This window comes from Rickettsia tillamookensis (assembly GCF_016743795.2).
Lineage (GTDB): Bacteria > Pseudomonadota > Alphaproteobacteria > Rickettsiales > Rickettsiaceae > Rickettsia > Rickettsia tillamookensis.
On the sequence record NZ_CP060138.2, the window covers coordinates 1,081,347 to 1,104,215 of the forward strand.

The following is a 22,869-nucleotide window of genomic DNA, read 5'->3' on the forward strand; positions in this document are numbered from 1 at the left end:
TTAATTTGAGAGAAAAGTCATGAAAAGGGGACCAAATGAACAAATTATCGAGAGTTTTGAAAAACAATTAGACATATTTATAAATGAACTTACAGAAGAAGAGATAACAACGGCTATATTAAACAATTTTTTTGATAAAGTGATCAATAACCTCAAGAATGAAAGATTAATTAATGATACTATATTTGATATATATCAAGGTAAAGCAGTAATTACTAAACCTATATATTCCGATTATATAGAATCTTCCGAACCTAAATATAACGAACATTGGCAAAAATTTTATAGTTTTAATCGTAATCTTATGATAGAAAGCACATTAATATTTATTGCTAAGAATCTAAAAAAAGCTTCTTTAACAGACAAATTATATTATAGCTTTGCTAAATTAGCCCAGCAATTAGACTTGAATGCAGTAAGTGATCATTTTATGAAAAAAATAGATAATTATATAACATTTAACAATTTATGAAAAATTACAGAACCGAAAGCGATTCTTTTGGAGAAATTCAAATAGAAGAAAAATTTTATTGGGGGGCTCAAACTCAAAGATCTTTAGAAAATTTTAAAATAGGCAAACAACAAATGCCTGAAATTTTAATTCGTGCTCTTGCTATTTTAAAAAAATGTGCAGCACAGGTTAATTATGAGCTTGGTGATTTAGAAGCTAAAATAGCTACAAGTATCGATAAAGCCACAGATAGAATCTTAGAAGGCAAATTTGAGGATAATTTTCCTTTAGTAGTTTGGCAAACAGGTTCAGGTACACAAACAAACATGAATATGAACGAGGTTATTGCCTCTATAGCTAATGAAGAATTAACAGGTAAGAAAGGCGGTAAATCTCCAGTACATCCTAACGATCATGTTAATAAAGGACAATCATCCAACGACTCTTTTCCAACCGCTATGCATATAGCAACCGTACTTGCAACTAAACAGCGACTTATACCGGCTTTGAATAATTTACTTACCTCTTTGCAAGACAAGTCAAAAGATTGGGATAAAATCATAAAAATAGGACGTACCCACTTGCAGGATGCAACTCCTTTAACTCTTAAACAGGAATTCTCCGGATATATTACACAAATAGAGTATGCTTTAGAACGCATAGAGGATGCACTAAAAAAAGTTTATCTACTTGCTCAAGGTGGAACAGCAGTCGGCACAGGTATTAACTCAAAAATAGGCTTTGATATAAAATTTGCTAAGAAAGTGGCAGAGTTTACTAAACAACCTTTTAAGACGGCTCCTAATAAATTTGAAAGTCTAGCTGCCCACGACGCACTAGTAGAATTTTCAGGAACTCTAAATACTATAGCAGTTAGCTTAATGAAAATAGCAAATGATATAAGACTGCTCGGCTCCGGTCCAAGATGCGGTCTCGGTGAATTACATCTACCTGAAAACGAGCCTGGTTCTTCGATTATGCCCGGTAAAGTAAACCCTACGCAAGTTGAAGCTTTAACAATGGTGTGCAGTCAGGTGATGGGAAATCATGTTACGGTTACTATTGCCGGCTCTAACGGGCATCTTGAACTTAATGTATTTAAACCTGTAATAATATACAATATTCTACAATCTATAGAGCTATTATCCGATAGCGTAAATAGCCTTGTCACTCACTGCATTAATGGAATAGAACCTAACATAGCACGCATTAATGATTTACGTGATAAATCTCTAATGCTTGTTACGGCTCTTAATCCGCATATAGGCTATGATAATGCTGCAAAAATTGCTAAAGAAGCACATAAGCACGGAATAACTTTAAAAGAAGCAGCTAAAAAACTCAATCTTTTATCCGAAGAAGAGTTTGATAAAATAGTAGTTCCTGAAAAAATGGTTGGATAATCTTAGGTTTTTATAAGGATATTAATTTAAACTATTAATATTACTGTACAAAATCTTATAAATAGGCTATAGTAAATTAGTCTATTTATTATATTACCTATGTGAAGCAAAAGCTCATTTTTCCGATCTAATACAGCGTGTACAAGACGGCGAACAAATTACTATTTGTAAGCATAATACGCCGGTTGCCGTGCTTTCACCAATCACACACAGACCAAAAATAGAAAATGTAGTGGAAAAATTTGCTGAATTTAGTAAGGGTAAAACATTAGCACCTTATACTATTAAAGAGCTTCGAGATGAAGGTAGAAGATGAGTTCTAAACCATTTATAGCCGATTGCTCCATAAGCTGCTTCATGGTTCTTTAATGATGAACGTGATGAATATTCAGACTTTACATTAGATTATTGTTATAAATTTAGAGCAGTAGTACCATTTCTTTGGAAATTTGAAGTAACTAATACAATATTAATAGCAGCAAAACGTGCTAGAATAACTTCAGCAAAAATTATTAAAACTATAGATTTTTTAAACTCCTTACCCATCAATATATCAAATTTTGATTTTCCTATGTACGAAATTATGAATACTGCAAGAGCCAATAATCTTACTTCATACGATGCGACTTATTTATTAACTGCCATGCATGAAGGGCTTCCTATAGCCACTAACGATAAAGCATTAATAAAAGCATGTCATAATAACGGTGTTCCACTATTAAAAGAAAACTTATCTTAAACTTTTCATAAAATACTGTGGAAATTTTTAGACCGTGTGAAGAAAAATTTAATTATTTATATTTTTAGATATTTTTGAGCAAAAATTAATAAGATTTTTGCAGCAAATAGCTGTTCCTATTTCAAAAAAATCTTATAATTTGCAGCCAAAAAGAACAAAAATATATTAATTAAATTTTTCTTCACACAGCCTTAATCTTTTATTATACTTAAACATTAATTATATAAAATAAAAGAGTATCATGGTTTTAAATATAAAAGCTCCTGAAAATATAGTATTAAAGCCGACCATTACGGTTTTCGGCGTTGGGGGTGCAGGTAGTAATGCAGTAAATAATATGATTAGTGCTAATCTACAAGGTGCTAATTTTGTAGTAGCTAATACCGATGCACAATCGCTTGAACATTCTTTATGCACTAACAAAATACAACTTGGTGTTTCTACGACTAGAGGTCTTGGGGCAGGAGCTTCTCCTGAGGTTGGAGCACTTGCTGCTCAAGAATCAGAAAGCGAAATTCGTAGTTACCTAGAAAATAGCAATATGGTATTTATTACGGCAGGTATGGGCGGCGGTACAGGTACCGGTTCTGCACCGGTTATTGCACGCATTGCTAAAGAACTAGGCATCCTTACGGTTGGGGTAGTAACTAAACCTTTCCATTTTGAAGGCGGTCATCGTATGAAAACTGCCGATAAAGGACTTATTGAATTACAGCAATTCGTTGATACTTTAATTGTAATACCGAACCAAAATCTATTCCGTATTGCTAATGAACAAACGACGTTTGCCGATGCTTTCAAAATGGCAGATGACGTATTACATGCAGGCGTTAGAGGAGTAACGGATTTAATGATTATGCCGGGACTTATTAATCTTGATTTTGCCGACATTAAAGCAGTAATGAGCGAAATGGGTAAAGCAATGATGGGTACGGGTGAAGCTAGCGGTGAAGATAGAGCTATTAAAGCGGCAGAATCTGCAATTTCAAATCCGCTGCTAGATCATAGCTCAATGTGCGGTGCAAGAGGTGTATTAATCAATATTACAGGCGGTTCCGACATGACCTTATTTGAAGTTGACAACGCTGCTAATAGAATTAGAGAAGAAGTAGATAACCTTGATGCTAATATTATTTTCGGTTCAACATTTAATCCGGAACTAAAAGGAATTATCAGAGTATCGGTTGTTGCTACCGGTATTGATGCCGATAAAGTACCGACATATAAACCCGCAATAGCTGAAACTACCAATATAGTTCCTGAAGAAACTTATAATGAAGCTATAGTACAACCTACACAAATAGAAGAAATTCCTGATTTTAACAGCTATAGTACCGAAAATATTGAAATTACCGACTCTCCAATAAATCAAAATTTTATCGGAAATGAAAAAGAGCTAGGGTTACATGCAAATAGTTTCAACAAATCTGAAGATGACTCACCAAAACCATCATTTTTAGGAAAAATATGGGGTTCTCTGCGTGCTTCAAATAATCAAACTTTAGAACGCAAAAACATTGTTGTTAATACTCTAGATCAAGATAATAAAGAGTCTGATATTCATGACATACCGGCTTTTTTAAGAAAGAAACGGGATTAGATTAGAAAATGAATATAATTTCAGAACAGCATAAAAAAGAATTATTAGAAATAACTAAAAATTTTCCTGCAGATATTGCATCACTAATAGATTATTTTGAAGAGAAATTACAGCGTAAAATTGAATCTTATAAACCTTCACAATTAGAAGATTTTAAATTTTTTGTAATGAAAAGCTTTGCAGATGAAATTAATAATTCTAAAGGTGATAATAAGTATATTCAAGAGTTATTAGGAGAATTACAAATAATATGGCAAGACTTATTTGATGCAATGCTCGAAGGACAGCATATATATACTTTAAATATCGGTGATAAAATATACTCTACTAAATTAGATTTTACCGAATTAAATCAAAATAATATGCTGAATACCGAATTCAGCGAAACCTCTCTTGATCTTAATCCAATAGAAACACTGCCTAACTTTTCTAGTGACAAACACAAATATAAGACTGAGTTAGCCGTTATACAAACTATTCTAAATATACAAAATAATTACATATTATTTCCTAAGAATATAAGCCTAAAAGAACCAGTTACTATAGATATATTGAACGATTTACTATTATTAGGTGCTTATACTAAACATAATTTTTTTATTCTAATAACGGATCAGAAGTATATTTTAAATTACCGAATAACGAAAAACTTGCTATGAAAGTTTTTAGTCTCAATAATCAAAATATATATGAAAACAGCAAATTTAAAAATGCTATATTGTTTTTAAGTAAAAAAATAAACGAAAATGATGAAGCTGATTATAGTGAAGGCTTTAGTGCTGATATAACCGATGGCAAAATAAATTCTTTTTACATAACTCCTTTAGGCGAGATAATGGATTAATTAATTTAAAAAAACAACCATATGCAAAATAAAATTATACTATTTCTTATATTATGTTTTTTAAATACTCATTTATTAGCTAATACCGATAAGCGGTTAAAAGATATTGCCCCCTACCCTACGCCACTTGAAAATCAAAAGCGTTATGTAATTCATTTACCTACAGAGTCTAATGAAGAAAAGCTAAAAGTAGAATTGCAAGCAACAAAAAATGCAATGAAAGATTGTAATCGTGTTTGGTTTGGCGGTAAGCTGGAAACAAAAACTTTAGAAGGATGGGGATATAATTATTATATAATTGATCAAGTTAGCGATCAGCCTGCTAGTACAATGATGGCATGCCCTGGGGTAAAAGCAACCATAAAACCGGTTAGTGTATTTTTAGGCGATGAAACATTTTTAAGATATAATAGCAAACTACCTATCGTAGTATATGCTCCAAAAGATGTTGAACTACATTACGTTATTTGGCATCAAAATGATATAATAAATTCTGCAAAGGAAGGTTAGTATTATAGATATCGTCATTACAAGTAGCTGAAGTTGTTATTACATGACTTCTAGGTCATTCTCGCAGAAGCGGGAATCCAGCATAAAGCGAGCTTTTAATTTTAAAAATTTGCTGTATTTATGCTTTTTTTTCTGGATTCCCGCTTCTAGCTAGGAATGACATAGAATGCGGGAACGACATCGAAACTTAAAATCAACTCTTTTTAGTCAATACCTAAATTACTCAAAATCTTCCTCTACAGCTTCAACTTCTTGCACTTCCGGTACAAAATGTTTAAGCATGGATTCAATGCCGTTTTTTAAGGTGATAGTAGAGCTTGGACAACCAAGACATGCACCGCGAAGAGCTAATTTAACTACACCGTTTTCAAAGCCTTTATATATTATATCACCACCATCTTGTGCAACAGATGGACGCACTCTAGTTTCAATAATCTCTACGATTTGCTTCTCTATTTCCGAAAGCCCATCAAGGTTATGATTTACATTATCTGCTTTTGTACTTTCTTCAAATACCGGCAATCCTGAAATAAAATGATCCATAATAACCATTAAAATTTCAGGCTTTATAACTTGCCAATTACCTTCAGCTTGTTTAGTTATCGTTATAAAATCACTACCGAAAAATACTGATTTCACGTTATTAATATGAAATAGCGATTCAGCAAGCTTACTTCTTCCTTTCACTTCGGCAATATCGCTAAAAAATACCGGTTGGTCGCTACTTATTTCCTGACCCGGGAAAAACTTTATTGCACCCGGGTTTGGAGTATCTTCAGTTTGAATAAACATAATTAAATCACATTAATAAATTTGTTAACCATAATAACTTGATAGTACTATTTTGACAATAATATTTGTATTTATCTTAGAGATTATTGTATGGCACTGTTAACAAACTTTTTAATTTCACCATTGATCTTATTAAAATAAATTATTATTTTAATATATTATTAATTAATAACTAGATTATTATGCCTAAAAAATTTACTACAAGCAAAGGCGATATATATACTATTGATACTCCAAATGAAGAAAATTTATTTAAGAGCGTTATAAATAAGAATACTAGTGAAGCCTTAAATTATATTTTAAGCTTTGGTAACCCTCTTCCTGACAATATAAAAACAATATGTTATTTTGCTTTCGATGAAGCTAAACCAAATAATGTTATAACATTAAATAATGTTGGAACATCTCATAGTACTCTATCTTTAATTGCGGTTATTAATAATGATTTTGAAATGCTTAATTTATTAATAACATTTGGATTTGATATAAATAGCCATAGCGGAATAAACTATATTACCCCTTTAGGGTTTGCAGCAGACAAAGGATATGTAGAGATAGTAAAATTGCTTTGTGAGCAAGATGGTATTAAGGTTCAAAATGGATTGTTTTATGCGATTAGAGGAGAAAACAAAAGCAAAAGCATCGAAATAATAGATCTTTTAGTTCAAAAAGGTGCAATCATTGAGCCAGAGCATATTGAATTGGCAATTAGTCATTCAAATTTAAGCACATTTGAATATTTGTTTAAGAAGAAATTACCGGATATTGAAAAAAATAATTTAAAACTCATCGGTTCCTCACCGGATATCTCATCCATTGGCTATTTATTAGGTGAAGCTTCAAAATATCAAAATACAGAGGTAATAAAATTTTTATTAAATAGTGGATATAAACCTGAACAAAAATATATCGATAAATCTTTTGTATCAGCTGCAGACAATGGACGTCTAAAAACTTGTATTACACTAAAAGCTAATATAGAAGAACATACAAGACTAGAAGGTTTAAGCAAATACAAAAAATATCTTAGAGACACATATAGTGATTATTATAAAACTCATATAATATTTCTTTCCAAATTCTCTTATACGGACGAACCTGCGGAAATGTTCATGTTAGACAATGAATCGAATCTATTACTATTATCTATGAGTAGACCATTGAGGTCTAAATTATCTTCAAAAGATAGCTATATAATACACGATGCAATCAAGGAAATTTTTAATAACACACATCTTAATATTAAAGAACTTGAATTGGCACGATTTAAGGCAAGGATTGAATTTATAAAGATAACTACAGATGAAGACTTAGTTCCATTATCTAACAAATTAGCACCTCTATTTAGTCCGGAGCTAATACACGACCTATCAAAATTGGAAGAAGAATTATTTCCTGAAGTAAAGCTAGCCGGATTAGCGGATTAATTTAGGTGTTGTTGCATGGTTTGGAAAGCACGTTCAGTGTCATACCGTGGCTTGTCTACAGTATCCAGTAAAACAACTAAAAATACTAATAATATTAGTATTTTTAACTGGATCCCGTGAATAAATCACGGGATGACAAAGGTGGAGCCGAGCCACACAACAACAACCCTTTTAGCTAGGAATGACATAAGTCGGTAAATGCCTTATTAATATATAAGCCGGTATAAAACAAAATCCTGCTACGATAAAAAAATAAGTCCAACCTAAATAAGTAGCTGCATAGCCTGAAATACTACCAAACAATATGGTACTAATATAAGCAATAGAAGTAATTAAAGCAATTTGGGTTATACAATATTTAGAACTACAACATCTTAATTGGTAAGAAAAAAACGGCGACATAGTTAAGCCTTTGGTAAATTCTTGAAAAAAGACCGCTATATACAGACTTGTAATATCTCGATTATAAAAATAGAGATATAAAAAAGATAGGCTAGATAAAGCATGATATATTAATGCTCTTTTAAGCAAATAAGAATATTCATATTTCCGGCACAAAAAACCACCTATAAAACCTCCAAGGATTGTAGCACACATACCGAAAGCTTTATATCCAAGAGCTAAATCTTTCTTCGTATACCCGATATCGAGATAAAACATATTCGGCATAATTGAAAGAAAATTATCCTGAAGACGATATAGAAGCATAAAACTAACAATTATTAGCCATTTAGGTTTCTTGATAAAGTCATAAAAAGCATGCCAAAATCTATCAAAATCATTAATAATTATTTTATCTTTAAATTTAAGCGGATAAATTATAATTAATAGTAATGACGGTATACATAAAATTGCCATAGCACGATAAACATCTTGCCAAGATATGATAGTTGATAAATATAACGCTCCTGAACCTGCTATAAGTATACCTATTCTAAAGCCTGTAGTACAAGCTGCCTCACTTATACCCCAATTTTTATTTGTAATAAGTAACATCTGTGATGATTGAAGCAACATATCATAAATGGAAGAAAAAAATGCCACAGCTACTAAACATAAAGCAAATGGTATAAAATGAGTATTAGGGTTAAAATTTGTTAGAACATATACACAACAAATACAGCTAACCAAAGCAATAATTAAACAATATTTATATCCTCGCTTACTTAAAGGAGCAAAACTTACTTTTTCTAGTAAAGGACCCCATAAAAATTTAAATATATGAATAAAATTAACTAAACTAAAAAGCCCGATAGTGATTTTATCAAAACCGGATTCTCGAAGCCAAAAAGAAAGAGTTGAACCGGTAAGTAAATAAATTAAACCTCCGGGAAAAGAAATTATTAATATAAAGAAAATATTAGATATATATTGAAATCGTGAAAAATTTAAACTTATGAGCTTATTCTCCTTATATAAAATGATTTGATGTTATCCTTGTAAAATCTATGTCATTCCTGCGAAAGCAGGAATCTAGTTTCTAAAGCAAATTATATACTAAATTTTATATAATTCTTTTTGTTTTATAATTTTTTTACTAGATTCCTGCTTTCGCAGGAATGACATGAGAACCATGCAATACGTCCTACAAACTACGAGACTTTCTTTCTTTTATTACCGTAGTTGTTACCGTCAAAAGTTTTTTTGCGATTATTATCAAAAGAATTAAACTTTTTACCCTCACCATCGGCTCTTTTACCGAATGATCTTTTACGATTATTTTTATCACTCCTAAACTCACCGCGTGGTGTAGATTCTCCTTTATTTACTAGACGATCAATTGCACGCCATCTAATAACATCATCAGGAGAAATAAAAGACAACGCATGTCCGGTAGCCCCTGCTCTACCCGTTCTACCTATTCTATGTAAATAATCTTCAGGACACATAGGTAAATCATAATTAATAACATGCTGTGTGTGAGGAATATCAAGCCCACGAGCCGCTACATCAGTTGCTACCATTATTCTATGATTTGACTTACGAAATGATAAAATTACTCTTTCACGTTGACGCTGACTTAAATCACCATGTATAGCTTCTGCTTTATGATTTTCATATTTTAACATTTTAGCTAATTGATCGGCAGAGCGTTTAGTCTTCACAAAAATAATTACCGATCCTTCTCTATTACCAAGTTGTTTAGTTAATTCACTAAATTTTTCTTTATCAGAAACATGCATTGATTCCTGCTTTATTTCTGCGGCTGCTTTATTAGTAGCACCTACCGTAATACGTACTGGATTGTTTAGATATTTTTGAGAAACAGCAATAATATGTTTTGGCATAGTAGCAGAAAACATTAAAACTTGTCTTTTTTCCGGTAAAAATTTATTGATTTCTTCTAACTGTTCTTTCATCCCCATATCAAGCATTCTATCCATTTCGTCAAGTACGGTTATGCCTATGCGATCAATTTTTAAACTTCCTCTATTTAAGTGATCGATAATACGCCCCGGCGTACCGATAATCACTTTCGGATTCTTTTTTAATTGCATAAATTGTTTAGGCATCGGTTCACCGCCTATCAAAACTGCACTATTAATTTTATAGGATGTAGTTACTTTATTTAAAGTACTGTGTATTTGCGTTGCTAATTCTCTAGTCGGAACAAGAATTAAAGCAGTAGTTTTATTTTTAATAAATGAATCAATTAAAGGCAATAAATAAGCAAGAGTTTTTCCTGAACCTGTTTGGCTAGAAGCAAGTATGTCCGCCCCCGCCATTGCAACCGAAATCGATTGCTTTTGTATTTCAGTCGGCTCAGTGATATTCATTGTCTCAAGAGCAATAATTAATTCTTCAGATAAATTAAAATTTTTCATTATATAATCCAATATAGTTTTAAATCAAAATATGCACATTATTGATTAGACCTCTTACATAACCCATTTCTTAAAGATATATGAAACGCTCTCTCAGCCTTACATACTTAACTATAGTACGCTTGCGTAGAGTAGAAATCTCTTATTCCCTTTATTAAGAGCCTATCTGTAAATAAATTTTAACCGATAATTTAATCTTTTTGACTGCAAATTATAAGATTTTTTTGAAATATGAATAACTATTACTTCAAAAATCTTATCACTTTGTCGCTAAAAAAACTCTTTAATTACTAATTAAAATCTATTTACAGATAGCCTCTAAGATAAGTTATGCAGGTCTATTGTATAAAAAATAAGTTATAGTAAATTAAAATAACGACTTATATAATTATCCTGAATCAAAAAATATGCTTAAGCTAGATTACAAACCAACTAAATATATAAAACGATAATGAATAATGAAACTATTTTAGAATCTTATTCAAGCCAGAATAATATTATTAGATTTAGGGCATTTTCATGCCCTTTAGTAAAAATAATTTATTATACTTAAAATTATATAGGTTATTATAAGACAAAAACAAAATATTTACTATTTTGATAAAGATGACTAGGCTACCCTAAATTATAAACAATTTTGGATAGCTGCTTTTGGTATTATAAATATATTTATTTAATTTTGAGGTTAACAGCATAGGCTTTTCCTTGCTTTTCTTCAAGATCAAAAATTACATCTTGTCCTTCTTCAAGGCTATGTAAACCTGCTGCGTCTACGGCTGATTTGTGTACAAACACATCTTTGCCGCCATTTTCCTGTTCAATAAATCCAAAATTCTTCGTAGAATTATACCACTTAACTTTACCTACTATATTTGTAGCCATAAAAACCTTTATTAGATAGAAATTACTTATTTGAACTTAACACACGCTTATAATAACTAAAACTTAAATTTTACTTTAAATCTTACTTAAATATAAGAGCCGATAAAAATTCATTATGCAAAACTACCTTACCTTGCGGCATTTGTCAATAAACATGTCAATAACATGCAAGAGAAAGTATTACTTTCTGAAACTAATCTATCATATTATTACTATTTTGTCACTATTTAAGTTAATTATCTAATAAATTAATGAGTAAACTAACTATTTTAAAGAGGTTTAATAACTTTTTCATATCAGACTAATATATTAACGATAAAAGTACTTGCTTTTTTGTATTTTTTTTATTAATCTGTCCACTTAGAAAATACAGTTCTGTATTTATAACTGCCCGCGTGATGGAATGGTAGACATAACGGACTTAAAATCCGTGGAGCGTAAGCTCTTGCCGGTTCAAGTCCGGCCGCGGGTACCATTCGCCATTTTTAGGCAAATTCGCCAATGTATCAAACGGCGAACGCAGCATAAAGTCAAGCTTTTCAGCATTTTTTACTCAACAATACATACGCTTTAATAAATGTTGTTTATTATATTGTGCTTCAGAATTTGTAGGATCAAGTTCAATTGCTTTATTATAAGACTCAAGAGCTAACGCATATTTACCTAGTAAATAGAAAAAGCCGTATTTTTGAGTAAGATAGATTTATTAAATATATAATAATTACAATTAACAATTATAATTATTGACTTCTTTTAATTCCCCCTATAAATTACTTCTCTCAAATGATAATTAAACTCTATCATTAATATATAAGCTAATTTTAAAGAGTTAAAATATGGAAAATAAAGAAGAAGAAATTTTAACCTCTGAGTCTTATATTGATGAAGAGGAAGAAAAGCGATTAAAAGCTCAAAATGCAAGGAAAGAGCTTAAGTTAATACTAATAACTCTTGGAATAGTTTTGACTAGTTTTTTAACTTTCTGTTATTTCTTTTTTAATTATGCAGAAGAAAAAGCAGCAGAGTATAAATTACAGCAAGAACAAGAAGCTAAAGCAACTAATAAAACAGAATGAAGTTATTTAAATACCAAAGGATTAAAATTATTAATACTTCTTTAGGATTTAAAAGCTAATTATTATTGCAATTTTTTAACTTTTGCTTTAATTGTAATCAACTATTATTAATATAAATAAAATAACTTTTATGGAAGATATAAGCTCTTGGAAAGAAAAGTTTGAAATTTGCATTTACGCTAAAAAGCTACTTGATAAACTCGAATATTTAAACACTAAAGTAAAAAATCCTGTTGATATAGAGGAAGTCAAAAAAGCTATCTACTACGCTCGTAAATATCACGGTTCACAAATGCGTCAATCCGGCAATCCTTACTATTCTCATCCTATTGAGGTGGCGATTATGCTTGCGGTGTTTGTAGCTGAAGAAGCCCCCAAGCTTTTTACTTCTAACATGATAAATGCTGCTCTACTTCATGATACTATTGAGGATACAGAACTTACTGAAGAAATGATAAACGAAATTTTTAATAAAGAAATAGCAAAGCACGTAGAGGGATTAACTAGGGTAAAACCTTATGGAAAAATAAGTGCCGAGGAAAGCTTAAACCTATTAATCAAGCAAAAAAGATATGATACAGCAGTTATAAAACTTTTTGATAGAGTCCATAATATACAGACTTTAGGAGCTAAATCACCTGAGAAAGCTAAAAAAGTAATAAAGGAAAATCTAAGTGCGTTTGTAGCAATTAGCATGCACTTAGAAATACCTACACTAGTACAAAAATTAACTCAACTATGCTATACACATTTATCAATACAAAACCAACAAAAAGAATTGTTTATAGAGGATAATTCCCAGCTTCTTTTTCTACCTTTTCAAAATGAGATAAACCAATTGCAAAACCAGTTGCTACTAAAGCAAAAACAATAAATAGTCCCCAATAATTAAAAAACTTAGTTAAATAAACAAGACCAAAGGATACCACTACATACATTATAGCTCTTGATAAAGCATATGTAAGAGTAGCTGAAGTGAAACGTTTAAAAATTGGAAAATGTTTGTAAAAAATTGGAGCCGCAGGCATACTATCTGAAACAAATAAAATAACTAAACTCTGTAGGATAAACAATTCGGTAGGGCTTGTCATATTACTTAGAAAATAAGGAATAGCTACTGTAAAGATTATAAATGCCCCAAATTTTACTTTTAAGATTTTTAATGGATAAATCCAATAGCTTAAAAATGTTAATATTAGAAAGCCCAATAGATTTACTAATGAAATAAAGAAATTATGATTAATAACCTGTGCTGGGGTGTAATTGAAAACACGCTCTAGTACTTCACCACAATAAACATATATAAAGTAAAACATTACTGGCCAACAACATTCTATTAAAAAATATGCTAGAAAATTTTTGTTTAAAAGTTTAGTACTTATTACAGGATTATTTTTTATAATAGATAAATCTTGATTTGCAACTTCTAAAGTTTTTTTCAATTGACGTTTAGCGTCTGCAAATTCCGGGGTTTCTCGAAGGCTCCTTCTAGCTGTTGTACCTACAAGTGCTATTGCAGCCCCTATCCAAAAAACAGCACGCCAACTAAAACCTTGAGAAGTTACTAACGATGCAACCCCAAGTGCCGTAGTTCCTCCTAATGTTGCAAATACTGATACTACTGCAACAGCTACATATCTAATCGGGGGAGATATCATTTCAGTTAAGTAAATCTCTGCCCCTACTACTTCTCCCATTGATGAAATACCTTGAATAGCACGACATAAGGTTATAATCACCGAGACGGCAAGCCCTTTCTCTTCATAAGTTGGAAGATTTGCCATAATTATACAGCATATAGACATTAAGAAAGTCGTTATTATAACTGTAGTTTTTCGTCCGATAGTATCTCCAATCCAACCAAAAATTAAAGCACCAAGAGGTCTAAGAATGTAAGTAGAACAAAAAGCTAATGCTGTAAAAAGTGAAGAAGTAAAAGCATCTGTCTGAGGAAAGAATAGTTTATTAAGAAGCACTGCCATATGAACATATAACATAAGATCGAAGTATTCTAAAAAAGTGCCAGTCGATAATATGCCTATTGCTTTCTTTTGTTCTAAGTTTAAACTTCTCTGTTCTTTTTCATAGCCGAGCATAAATTCTTTATAAAAAATTAAATTGTAAAGAAACTTATACTGTTTTATATAAAAGTCAATAGGAATTTTCGCCTTATACGATAAATAGAGAAATGAAGTGCAACTTAATGCACTTACATATGTACTGGAATGTAAGAAGTTAAGATATTTCGCAGTTTTCTTTAGATATCTGCCCTATATATTTTACTTCATATTTCTTTTCTTGAGGTAATAGACAAGTATAGATTATTATTACGCATAAAACTTGTTGTTTAAAGATGTTTTAAACTATTCTAACGATAATCTTGAAACAACTATAATAAATAGATTTTTTAAATCAATAAATAGTAATTATCATTAACTATTAAAATCTTCTATTATTTTCTTTAAATCTATATTATTTAGGGAAATATGAGTTCTCAGTCCTTATCTTATGAGAAGACTATAGAATTAGATCCAAAAAATTTTGCATTTTATACTAATCAAGGTGCATCACTTCAGGCACTTAACAAATATGAATCAGCATTAGAAGCATATGATAAAGCTATAAAGCTAAATCCCAATAGCACCGGCTACAATAATCAAGGTGAAATATATAGAGTCTTAGGAAAATATGAGCAAGCAATTAAATCATTGAATAAAGCTATAGAATTAAAACCTGATAGTCCTAGTGCATATTATAATAAAGGTCTTACCTTGCATCAATTAGGAAAGTATGAGCTAGCAGTTGAGGCATATAATAAAGCCATAGAGTTGAATCCTGAAAGCTTTGAGGCATATTTTTTTAAAGGTTACACCTTGCATCGATTAATGAAATATGAAGAAGCACTAGAAGCATATAATAAAGCTATAGAAATAAATCCTAATTATTTTAGTGCATATTTCTATAAGGGAGTTATTTTTTATGTACTAGGTAATCAGATGTTGGCTATTGATTTATTTAATAAAGTGCTTGATGGAAATATTGATGACTCAAAGGATTACAATGATTACGGCGAAAAATTGATACTTTTGGAAGAGTATGAACTTGCTCTTAAAGCATATAATAAGGCAATTGAATTAAATCCAAATAAATTTGAAGCTTATATTAACCAAGGAGCAATGTTAAAAATGCTTGGTAAATATGAATTAGCACTTAAAGCTTATGATAAAGCAATAAAATTAAACCCTAATTATTTTGGAGCCTTTTATGATAAAGGTAATCTTTTATTTGAATTAGGAGAATATAATTTAGCTTTAGAAGCTTTTTCGAAAGCCATAGAATTAAATCCTACATACTCTAATATATATTTTAATCACGCAACTACATTAGAAAAATTAGGTAAATTTGATTTAGCATTGAATTCATACAATAAGATATTAGAATTAAATCCTGATGACTTAGAAGCAAAAGAAAAAAAGCAAGAAATATTAGATATGCAAAAATCTAAATGATTTAGTCGGCTGTACTGGGGCTTATGAAAAATATTTACAATTTTTATTTGAACTATCTCATACATATTTATTTTTTCTTTATTATCTTTATAATATTTGATAGATCATTCCAGGCATAGCTTACTTGATTTGGTGGTTTTATATTGATTTCTTTTAACTTCTCAAGTAACTGCTTATATACTATTTTTGAATTCATAATCTAATTATTTCTTAAATGGTTTGATTGGTTTATAATAAATTTTCGCAGCATCTACAGAGACTAACTCTTTTTCTGGATAACGAAGTGCAGTAAGTTTACCTCCAAATACACATCCTGTATCAATATTTATAGTATTATTAAGCCACTGTGCTTCACAAACAGGGGTATGCCCATAAACAATCAGCGTATTTCCTTGATATTCTTGGTCCCACGGATAACGAAGCGGTAAACCAAACTCATCAATTTCACCGGTAGTTGCACCATACATACAAAATTTACTTATTCGCTCAGAACTACGCCCTAGATCTTTTTCTTTAATGCCGGCATGTGATACTGCTAATTTTTCATTATCTAATATGTAATAGCTACTTAAACTTTCTAAAAATTCAAGAACAGATGCTTTAAATTCCGCCGGCTCGTTTTCTAATTGCTCAAGTGTTTCCTGAAGTCCATGAGCAATAACCACATTTCTTCTCTGAAGTTTTCGTTTTAGCTTGTCATCATGGTTACCGTTAACGCAAAAGGCAATAGATGAGGAAACACTATCCATTACTAAGCGTAATACCTCCGGTGAGTTTGGACCTCGATCTACTAAGTCCCCTACGAAAATAATTCGTCTTTCTTGAGGATGAGTAATAATATATTTATTACCTTTTTTAATTCTATAACCGAGCTTTTCTAATAAATTTTTTAACTCATCAAAACAACCATGTACATCACCAATAATATCAAATAGTCCTTTTTCTTGCTGCCTATTTATCTGCATTAATTGATGTTCAACTTCTTTATTTTCTTATATTTTAATATATTTTTAAGCAAAAATTAATAAGATTTTAGAAATTTATTTTTTAATAACTTTCTTGTCCTAGATATAAAAATTGATTAGTTGAGTTGAAAGTTAATTTATACAAATCTCATGTTCTATTAGTAGCACAATAAATATGTGATAAATAAACTAATTGAAAGAAAAAAATAAATAATATATAGTAATGGTTCATTTTTAGATTGAAAAGCAAAAAATACTATACTATCGTTGGTAGTTATAATTAAATATATTAAAAATATGCTTTTTCAATCACTAAATTTATACTCTATCTTAGTTGCAGGTCTTACAGCTACAATTATCGTTTTTATGCGTCAATTATCTTATTACAAACAACAAATTATTAATAAGGATTTAAAAATGATACCTGCATATTTTGATAAAAAAATGTTATATAAAATTCTTAATAATAACTGCGATAGATATTCTGCTCTTGAAATGATTGAATCATATTTTAAGTTGAAAACTGCAAGATCGTTATCATATGAAGAACTTGAAAATGATCAGCAATTAAGCGAATTATTTAGAGATTCTTTAAACTATTTTATTGATGATTTTACATCAAAATCTGATAAATCAGTTGCAATAAATAAAGTGTTTAGTATACAAGATGAACATAACCATACTCACAAATTATATGCGTTTTTAGAGAAAAATAAAATATCGGACAAAACACATCAAATGCTTATATATGTTAAAGCACCTTATATAATGACCAAAGATGACGAAGAAAGCTTAAACACTTTCATACACTTGGCTAAGATAATGTAGATTTCCCAAAATCAAAATCAGAAACTCTAGGTTCTGTGAAAGAAAATTATTTTAAAAAGCACCAGTAATTTATATTAAATCACAACTAAGGATTAAAAATTGTTGACTTATTTTAAGTATCTTTATATCGTAATTTACTTGAAATGATATTTAAACTCTATCATTAATTTTTAATAAACTTAAGATATTGGTAACGCATGGAAAATAAAGAAGAAGAATCAAATATATTACCTGAGTTTATAATTGATGAAGAGGAAGAAAAGCGATTAAAAGCTGAAAACTCTAAAAAAGAACTTAAGTTAATATTAATAACGTTTGCAATCATTTTAACTAGCTTTTTAACATTTTGTTATTTCTTTTTTAACTATATAGAAGAAAAAGCAGCAGAATATAAACTACAGCAAGAAGCAGAAGCAAAAAAGTTAGATAAAACTGAATGATGTGTCATCCCGCAATTTATTCTATTAGTACTGGATATTTTTTATTCTATGTCATTCTTAGCAACGGCGGGAATCCAGAAAAATAACTTAAATATTGATATAGAAATTACATATTTGGTAAAATAAACCTAAAAAAACAAGTTCTTTATAAGTTTTATTGGATTCCCGCCTACGCGGGAATGACATCGAGGTTTTTTCAAAAATTGTCTAGTACTATAGGCAGGGCCACGGGGTAACAGTGTCTAACATTTCGGCAATTCTTAAATAATCTTGAGGGGTAAGATTTTCAGCACGATAATTATCATTGATTTTCAACTGAGTTAATATTTCATGTATATTAGGTACAAGATTTTTCAGTGATGATTTAATCATTTTCCGTCGTCCTGCAAAAGCAAGTTTTGTTATTTGCTCAACTTTATTTATTAGAGCGATAGACGGCGGATTCTCTAAAGGTATTAGTTTGACTATCGCAGAATATACTTTAGGAGGTGGATAGAAAGCAGTCGGTGCTACGTCAAAGCATTTTTCAACTTTAGTAATTAACTGACATATTACCGATAACCTGCCATATGCTTTAGTTGACGGCATAGCACAAATACGTTCCACTACTTCCTTTTGTAGCATTAGCGTCATATTAGTAATTAACCGTGCTTCTTTCAGCCATCTAATTACTAACTCAGTACCTATATGATATGGTAAATTAGAGATTATAGTTACTTTATAGTCAATTGATTTGGGCTCGCCTACAGCGTCGCTTGTCGCTCTCCTATTAGTTATAGGCTCTACTCTCGGCTCCTTGTATCCAAATCCAACTGAATTGACTATATCATAGCCTAAATCCGTTAAATTTATTTTAAGAGCATCCTGCTTAATAATATTTAGATTAGGATAATATTCTTTAATCTCATTAAGGAGCGGGATACATCTCTCATCTGTTTCTATAACAGTTAAGGATTCAGGATTTTTCTGCAATATTGACCTAGTTAACCCTCCGGTACCGGGTCCTATTTCTAGCACTCTGCTATTTTCTACAAGGTTACTCGCACGTACAATTTTATCACATAGACTACTGTCAAAAATAAAATTTTGTCCGTGCTTTTTAAGGGGATTAATTTGATGAGATGCTGCATGTTTTGCAATTGAAGGGAGCATATGGCAGGTCATTCCCGCGTAGGCGGGAATCCAGTAAAACGTTTATTTTTATTCTGTTAATAATCAAGGTTATTTTTCTGGATTCCCGCCTTTGCGGGAATGACATAGAATAACCACATACTAAGACGGCAGCATTATTTTTATAGCTGCTTTCTTACGCATATTTTCAAACATTTTTTGTGCTTTTTGTGAAATCTTTTTATTGGTGAGGAAGTTTACTATATAATTATTTTCATCTTCATTAACATTTAAGATTTTTTTGCTACACACTAATATTATTTCAAATTTGTTATTTACTTCAAAAACATTGCTTGCTTTATCCGAGTTTAAGTCCTTTACAATAGTTTGTTTTACGCCTTCTATCTTGCTAAGCTTATCGGTAATAATTTGCATAGTAGCAAAATTATCATAAAGCGATTTTTTAACATCTGCACATTTTTTTAGTCGAGTTTTCAAATTATTCATCTGTGTAAACGCTTTATTGCCACCATCTTTAGATGTAAATATTTGCATTGAAATTTCTACGTCTTTTTGATCGCTAGATAAAATTGCGACATCTATTTCTTTATTACTTACTTGTACCGATCTTGATAGACTTGATAAAATATTCATTTTAATCAACTCGGATTTAATTTGGGAAATAAAACTATCAGGATTAACCGACCTGCTTTTTAGATATTGAAGAAGAGAACCGTGAGGCATTTTATTACGATCTTCAATAGATTTAATAGCGTTATCTATCTCTTCTTGCGGAATTTCTCTATCTCCGGCATATTGAAAAAGCAAAGATTCGTCAATTAAGCTCTTGATTGCTAAGTCACTTAGCTGCTTATCTTGAGCAGGCGTTAGACTTTCAACATTATTTAGTGCCATAATCATTTTTTTTCTAGCACGGAACTCATTAAGAGTAATAGGTTCATCATTTACGGATGCTACTATATTCGGCAGCGAAGCTTGTGCTACATTAAAAGCAAAAAAAACAGTAATGATTAATAATAATTTTCTCATATTTCTAGACTCACATAACGTAATAATTAGAATAATTTTTTATGTGGATAGCAACTCGTCATTGCGAGGAGATTACGAAGTAATTGACGAAGCAATCCAGTAAAAAATTCTGTAAATCAGAATTTTTTTATTATTTTTTCTGGATTGCCACGCAGCCTATGGCTGCTCGCAATGACGATTAAATATCCACACAAGCACAATGCTAAACTCACATGTTTAAAACTTTTAAACCAATAGAAATAGTCGGCGAAGAGGTAGTCTTTTTGATTCCTCTACTTCCATCGGCTAGATAATCGGAATAAATCTTTGCAGTAATTCTAACACAATCTTTAGCATATGTCACCCTAATAGTTCGAGTAAGTAAATTTGGAGAACGTCTAGAGAGATCAATACGTGCACCAAAGCCTACAGTCCAATTTTCTGCTAGCTGATAATTTATGTCTCCATAAAATTGTCGTACTCTATTATTTGAAACCTTTATACTTTCTACGGAATAATATTTTTTAAGGTTTGTAAGCTGAATAAAACTACCTAGCAAGTTAATCTTATCATAGTTAAAATTTCCTCCCACCTCATCTCTAATAGGTCTGAAATATTTATCTTTCCGAAAGCTATAAAACACTTCTAAATTATTAGAAAGATTACCTAGAATCTGCCCTACATTTTCCGTATCATCTGCAGGCAAATCTATACTATATCTTGTATTACGCGACTGTCCTAAAAATAATTTTAAATAATTTTCTTCTTTAGCAATACTAGTATTTAAGCCGTAACTTAATCTATTACCGAAATCATGACAATCAATACCGCTATAACGATTTGATAAAAAGATATTTTTTTCGGATAATTCATATTTAGCAGGATCAATTATAACAAATTTTTTATCTTTCTTAGATAGTTTACGTCCCATAGTAAAAGAAACTACCGGCTCAATAAGTAAATTTATCGTTTTTGTTATATTACCTACTAACGGATAACGCCATAAGGTTTGCAGTTCCGGTATATTTCTTTGAAATGATTTACTTTCTCTCGTCTTATCTAAATAAGCCCGTCTAGCAAGATAAAAATCACCTCTATCTTTTGCTACAAAATCAAAAATTTGCCCTGAAGAAGTCAGCACATTATGCATAAAGGATAGTTGCAAAGAGGTTCTAGCAACTTGTTTCCCTATTCTTTCTTTGTACATTAACGTATTATTTTCAACAACGATATGGCTGTTGTCATTATCATTCAAATTTATCACGTTTTTTGTATTGATTTTCGGTAATACTAACGGGTCAGTATACTTACTATCATTACTACCTAAGCCTTGAAAACTTAATCCTTCCGCCGAAAAATAATCAGCCTCATGAATTTTATTTAAGAATATTTTAGAAGTTAAATATGAAGCGTAGTTATTATAATAATTTTTTAAATAAGCTTTATCCGATGTACGTTCCACCCTGAAGCCGTAATCATAAACTTTATCGGTACTAATAAAATTACCGCTTGCTATATAATGATAAGAAGAAACTTTTTTATTTTTTACTATATTTCCGTCTTTTTTTAGAAAATACGGTAATTTACCGTAACTACCTTGAAAATTCATATTATCGGTATCATTCGGGCGATAACGTGCTTCTAGCTCATAAGTTTGATATTTACTAAAAATCCTTGGAGTAAGAGTAAAATCCATATTAGGTTTTGCACGTAGATATAGAGGTATACCAAACCCTTTATTTTTGACGTCAGGTACCAATAATCCGGAAGTTGCAGGGGCCGTAGGAGTCGGATGGAAAAAATACGGTAAGTAAAAAATCGGTACGCCGTATACTTCAAAAAATACGTTTTTATAAACTATTCTATGCTCTTCAGACTGAATATAAGTATCCTTAGCAGCAATTTGCCAAATAGGGTTTCTATTACAAGTAACATCGCAAGGGGTAAATTTGGCATGGTGCAGCTTAAGATTATTTTCATCTATTCTTTCGGCAAGTTTAGCAATTAAAAGATTATTATCACCGGAAAGCAAAATGAATTCCGATATGATCCCTTTCTTAAATTCGTCTTTTAAAACTGCTTTATCACCCTCTATTATTCTGTTTTGTTTATCCTTAATTCGGATATTACCTTCTGCCCATAAAATATCGTTTTCTATATCATAAAGTAAATTATCTGCCGTTAATAAATACTCATTCGTGATAATTCTTATATTACCTTTAGCATATATCAAATCCTGACTTTCGTTATACTCTACAAAGTCAGCAATTAGATTATTTATTTTAACACTTTGATTTTGCTTAAACGGTTGAGTAAAACTAACTAGAGGAAATATTACGATAATAATTAGGTATATTAGTCGCATTTATTATGTTATCTAAATATTCAATAGTAAAAAATAATAGCAGTTATCAATAATATAGCAAATAATAAAAAATT

General features: G+C 30.6%; 22 protein-coding genes, 1 tRNA gene and 2 pseudogenes. 14 read left to right on the forward strand and 11 right to left on the reverse strand.

Translation table 11 applies throughout. The features are described from left to right. Positions 1 to 19: 19 nt before the first annotated feature. From H6P87_RS05380 to eco, 7 genes and pseudogenes are all read left to right on the forward strand, one after another. Entirely contained in the window at positions 20 to 472 is a 453-nt protein-coding gene (locus H6P87_RS05380; RefSeq protein ID WP_202068924.1) for a hypothetical protein, read from the forward strand. Then, complete coding sequence (gene fumC, locus H6P87_RS05385) at positions 469 to 1,854, forward strand: class II fumarate hydratase (RefSeq protein WP_202068930.1); 1,386 nt, start codon at positions 469 to 471, stop codon at positions 1,852 to 1,854. The genes H6P87_RS05380 and fumC overlap by 4 nt, the downstream gene beginning before the upstream one ends. A 61-nt stretch (positions 1,855 to 1,915) precedes the next feature. Further along, on the forward strand, positions 1,916 to 2,170 hold the full coding sequence (locus H6P87_RS05390) for a type II toxin-antitoxin system Phd/YefM family antitoxin (RefSeq protein WP_202070141.1): 255 nt from the start codon (positions 1,916 to 1,918) through the stop codon (positions 2,168 to 2,170). Positions 2,171 to 2,278: 108 nt separating this feature from the next. Beyond that, a pseudogene (locus tag H6P87_RS07385) lies at positions 2,279 to 2,593 on the forward strand (type II toxin-antitoxin system VapC family toxin); the annotation flags it as partial. Between the two features lie 241 nt (positions 2,594 to 2,834). Then, positions 2,835 to 4,193, forward strand: a complete 1,359-nt coding sequence (gene ftsZ / locus H6P87_RS05405) for a cell division protein FtsZ (protein ID WP_202068932.1) — start codon at positions 2,835 to 2,837, stop codon at positions 4,191 to 4,193. A 362-nt stretch (positions 4,194 to 4,555) separates the two neighbouring features. Continuing rightward, positions 4,556 to 5,037: pseudogene (locus H6P87_RS07390) on the forward strand (hypothetical protein). 21 nt (positions 5,038 to 5,058) lie between these two features. Next, positions 5,059 to 5,547 (forward strand): serine protease inhibitor ecotin, encoded by a 489-nt coding sequence (gene eco, locus H6P87_RS05420; RefSeq protein WP_202068937.1) that lies wholly within the window; start codon positions 5,059 to 5,061, stop codon positions 5,545 to 5,547. 219 nt (positions 5,548 to 5,766) lie between these two features. Here eco and H6P87_RS05425 read toward each other — a convergent pair whose 3' ends face one another. Then, the gene (locus tag H6P87_RS05425) at positions 5,767 to 6,339 is read right to left on the reverse strand and encodes a NifU family protein (protein WP_202068938.1); all 573 of its coding nucleotides are present in this window, start codon (positions 6,337 to 6,339) and stop codon (positions 5,767 to 5,769) included. Between the two features lie 182 nt (positions 6,340 to 6,521). Here H6P87_RS05425 and H6P87_RS05430 point away from each other — a divergent pair, with 182 nt between their 5' ends. Beyond that, positions 6,522 to 7,766, forward strand: coding sequence for an ankyrin repeat domain-containing protein (locus H6P87_RS05430; RefSeq protein WP_202068939.1), 1,245 nt, complete (start codon positions 6,522 to 6,524; stop codon positions 7,764 to 7,766). Positions 7,767 to 7,937: 171 nt separating this feature from the next. Here the strand turns inward: H6P87_RS05430 and H6P87_RS05435 are convergent, their stop codons facing one another. The 3 genes from H6P87_RS05435 to H6P87_RS05445 all read right to left on the reverse strand — a co-directional run bounded on the left by H6P87_RS05435 (position 7,938) and on the right by H6P87_RS05445 (position 11,473). Further along, positions 7,938 to 9,164, reverse strand: coding sequence for an MFS transporter (locus tag H6P87_RS05435; RefSeq protein ID WP_202070142.1), 1,227 nt, complete (start codon positions 9,162 to 9,164; stop codon positions 7,938 to 7,940). A gap of 194 nt (positions 9,165 to 9,358) precedes the next feature. Continuing rightward, positions 9,359 to 10,591 (reverse strand): DEAD/DEAH box helicase, encoded by a 1,233-nt coding sequence (locus H6P87_RS05440; RefSeq protein WP_202068940.1) that lies wholly within the window; start codon positions 10,589 to 10,591, stop codon positions 9,359 to 9,361. A 669-nt stretch (positions 10,592 to 11,260) separates the two neighbouring features. Then, positions 11,261 to 11,473, reverse strand: coding sequence for a cold-shock protein (locus H6P87_RS05445; RefSeq protein WP_202068942.1), 213 nt, complete (start codon positions 11,471 to 11,473; stop codon positions 11,261 to 11,263). 389 nt (positions 11,474 to 11,862) lie between these two features. On the opposite strand from H6P87_RS05445, the gene H6P87_RS05450 reads away from it, so the two are divergent. Continuing rightward, positions 11,863 to 11,948 (forward strand) — tRNA-Leu (locus tag H6P87_RS05450). A 78-nt stretch (positions 11,949 to 12,026) separates the two neighbouring features. Here the strand turns inward: H6P87_RS05450 and H6P87_RS05455 are convergent. Next, positions 12,027 to 12,176 carry a tetratricopeptide repeat protein gene (locus tag H6P87_RS05455; protein ID WP_202070143.1) on the reverse strand — a complete coding sequence of 50 codons (150 nt, stop codon included), beginning with the start codon at positions 12,174 to 12,176 and terminating at the stop codon, positions 12,027 to 12,029. A gap of 133 nt (positions 12,177 to 12,309) precedes the next feature. Between H6P87_RS05455 and H6P87_RS05460 the strand changes: the two genes are divergently transcribed. Then, the gene (locus tag H6P87_RS05460) at positions 12,310 to 12,549 is read left to right on the forward strand and encodes an RP671a family tick cell line-upregulated protein (RefSeq protein ID WP_202068944.1); all 240 of its coding nucleotides are present in this window, start codon (positions 12,310 to 12,312) and stop codon (positions 12,547 to 12,549) included. A 130-nt stretch (positions 12,550 to 12,679) separates the two neighbouring features. Next, entirely contained in the window at positions 12,680 to 13,423 is a 744-nt protein-coding gene (locus H6P87_RS05465; protein ID WP_202068946.1) for an HD domain-containing protein, read from the forward strand. On the opposite strand, the gene H6P87_RS05470 is transcribed toward H6P87_RS05465, so the two are convergent. Next, on the reverse strand, positions 13,332 to 14,645 hold the full coding sequence (locus H6P87_RS05470; protein WP_202068947.1) for an MFS transporter: 1,314 nt from the start codon (positions 14,643 to 14,645) through the stop codon (positions 13,332 to 13,334). The genes H6P87_RS05465 and H6P87_RS05470 overlap by 92 nt on opposite strands. A 390-nt stretch (positions 14,646 to 15,035) precedes the next feature. Between H6P87_RS05470 and H6P87_RS05475 the strand changes: the two genes are divergently transcribed. After that, on the forward strand, positions 15,036 to 16,058 hold the full coding sequence (locus tag H6P87_RS05475; protein ID WP_202068950.1) for a tetratricopeptide repeat protein: 1,023 nt from the start codon (positions 15,036 to 15,038) through the stop codon (positions 16,056 to 16,058). Positions 16,059 to 16,125: 67 nt separating this feature from the next. Here H6P87_RS05475 and H6P87_RS05480 read toward each other — a convergent pair whose 3' ends face one another. Together H6P87_RS05480 and H6P87_RS05485 are read right to left on the reverse strand one after the other, a co-directional pair. Further along, positions 16,126 to 16,254, reverse strand: a complete 129-nt coding sequence (locus tag H6P87_RS05480; protein WP_265738129.1) for a hypothetical protein — start codon at positions 16,252 to 16,254, stop codon at positions 16,126 to 16,128. Between the two features lie 7 nt (positions 16,255 to 16,261). Then, on the reverse strand, positions 16,262 to 17,023 hold the full coding sequence (locus H6P87_RS05485) for a metallophosphoesterase (protein ID WP_202068952.1): 762 nt from the start codon (positions 17,021 to 17,023) through the stop codon (positions 16,262 to 16,264). A gap of 267 nt (positions 17,024 to 17,290) precedes the next feature. Here H6P87_RS05485 and H6P87_RS05490 point away from each other — a divergent pair, with 267 nt between their 5' ends. Next, entirely contained in the window at positions 17,291 to 17,851 is a 561-nt protein-coding gene (locus H6P87_RS05490) for a hypothetical protein (RefSeq protein WP_202068954.1), read from the forward strand. Between the two features lie 197 nt (positions 17,852 to 18,048). Next, complete coding sequence (locus H6P87_RS05495; RefSeq protein ID WP_202068956.1) at positions 18,049 to 18,291, forward strand: RP671a family tick cell line-upregulated protein; 243 nt, start codon at positions 18,049 to 18,051, stop codon at positions 18,289 to 18,291. 213 nt (positions 18,292 to 18,504) lie between these two features. On the opposite strand, the gene rsmA is transcribed toward H6P87_RS05495, so the two are convergent. From rsmA to H6P87_RS05510, 3 genes are all read right to left on the reverse strand, one after another. Beyond that, the gene (gene rsmA / locus H6P87_RS05500) at positions 18,505 to 19,443 is read right to left on the reverse strand and encodes a 16S rRNA (adenine(1518)-N(6)/adenine(1519)-N(6))-dimethyltransferase RsmA (RefSeq protein WP_202068958.1); all 939 of its coding nucleotides are present in this window, start codon (positions 19,441 to 19,443) and stop codon (positions 18,505 to 18,507) included. A gap of 120 nt (positions 19,444 to 19,563) precedes the next feature. Next, the gene (locus H6P87_RS05505) at positions 19,564 to 20,451 is read right to left on the reverse strand and encodes a SurA N-terminal domain-containing protein (RefSeq protein ID WP_202068960.1); all 888 of its coding nucleotides are present in this window, start codon (positions 20,449 to 20,451) and stop codon (positions 19,564 to 19,566) included. Between the two features lie 208 nt (positions 20,452 to 20,659). After that, on the reverse strand, positions 20,660 to 22,795 hold the full coding sequence (locus tag H6P87_RS05510) for an LPS-assembly protein LptD (RefSeq protein WP_202068961.1): 2,136 nt from the start codon (positions 22,793 to 22,795) through the stop codon (positions 20,660 to 20,662). Between the last annotated feature and the right edge of the window lie 74 nt (positions 22,796 to 22,869).

Coding starts and splice junctions, on each gene's coding strand:
- H6P87_RS05380 (WP_202068924.1), top strand. CDS start 20: ATGAAAAGGGGACCAAATGAACAAATTATCGAGAGTTTTGAAAAACAA.
- fumC (WP_202068930.1), top strand. CDS start 469: ATGAAAAATTACAGAACCGAAAGCGATTCTTTTGGAGAAATTCAAATA.
- ftsZ (WP_202068932.1), top strand. CDS start 2,835: ATGGTTTTAAATATAAAAGCTCCTGAAAATATAGTATTAAAGCCGACC.
- eco (WP_202068937.1), top strand. CDS start 5,059: ATGCAAAATAAAATTATACTATTTCTTATATTATGTTTTTTAAATACT.
- H6P87_RS05425 (WP_202068938.1), bottom strand. CDS start 6,339: ATGTTTATTCAAACTGAAGATACTCCAAACCCGGGTGCAATAAAGTTT.
- H6P87_RS05430 (WP_202068939.1), top strand. CDS start 6,522: ATGCCTAAAAAATTTACTACAAGCAAAGGCGATATATATACTATTGAT.
- H6P87_RS05440 (WP_202068940.1), bottom strand. CDS start 10,591: ATGAAAAATTTTAATTTATCTGAAGAATTAATTATTGCTCTTGAGACA.
- H6P87_RS05445 (WP_202068942.1), bottom strand. CDS start 11,473: ATGGCTACAAATATAGTAGGTAAAGTTAAGTGGTATAATTCTACGAAG.
- H6P87_RS05460 (WP_202068944.1), top strand. CDS start 12,310: ATGGAAAATAAAGAAGAAGAAATTTTAACCTCTGAGTCTTATATTGAT.
- H6P87_RS05465 (WP_202068946.1), top strand. CDS start 12,680: ATGGAAGATATAAGCTCTTGGAAAGAAAAGTTTGAAATTTGCATTTAC.
- H6P87_RS05470 (WP_202068947.1), bottom strand. CDS start 14,645: ATGCTCGGCTATGAAAAAGAACAGAGAAGTTTAAACTTAGAACAAAAG.
- H6P87_RS05475 (WP_202068950.1), top strand. CDS start 15,036: ATGAGTTCTCAGTCCTTATCTTATGAGAAGACTATAGAATTAGATCCA.
- H6P87_RS05480 (WP_265738129.1), bottom strand. CDS start 16,254: ATGAATTCAAAAATAGTATATAAGCAGTTACTTGAGAAGTTAAAAGAA.
- H6P87_RS05485 (WP_202068952.1), bottom strand. CDS start 17,023: ATGCAGATAAATAGGCAGCAAGAAAAAGGACTATTTGATATTATTGGT.
- H6P87_RS05495 (WP_202068956.1), top strand. CDS start 18,049: ATGGAAAATAAAGAAGAAGAATCAAATATATTACCTGAGTTTATAATT.
- rsmA (WP_202068958.1), bottom strand. CDS start 19,443: ATGCTCCCTTCAATTGCAAAACATGCAGCATCTCATCAAATTAATCCC.
- H6P87_RS05505 (WP_202068960.1), bottom strand. CDS start 20,451: ATGAGAAAATTATTATTAATCATTACTGTTTTTTTTGCTTTTAATGTA.
- H6P87_RS05510 (WP_202068961.1), bottom strand. CDS start 22,795: ATGCGACTAATATACCTAATTATTATCGTAATATTTCCTCTAGTTAGT.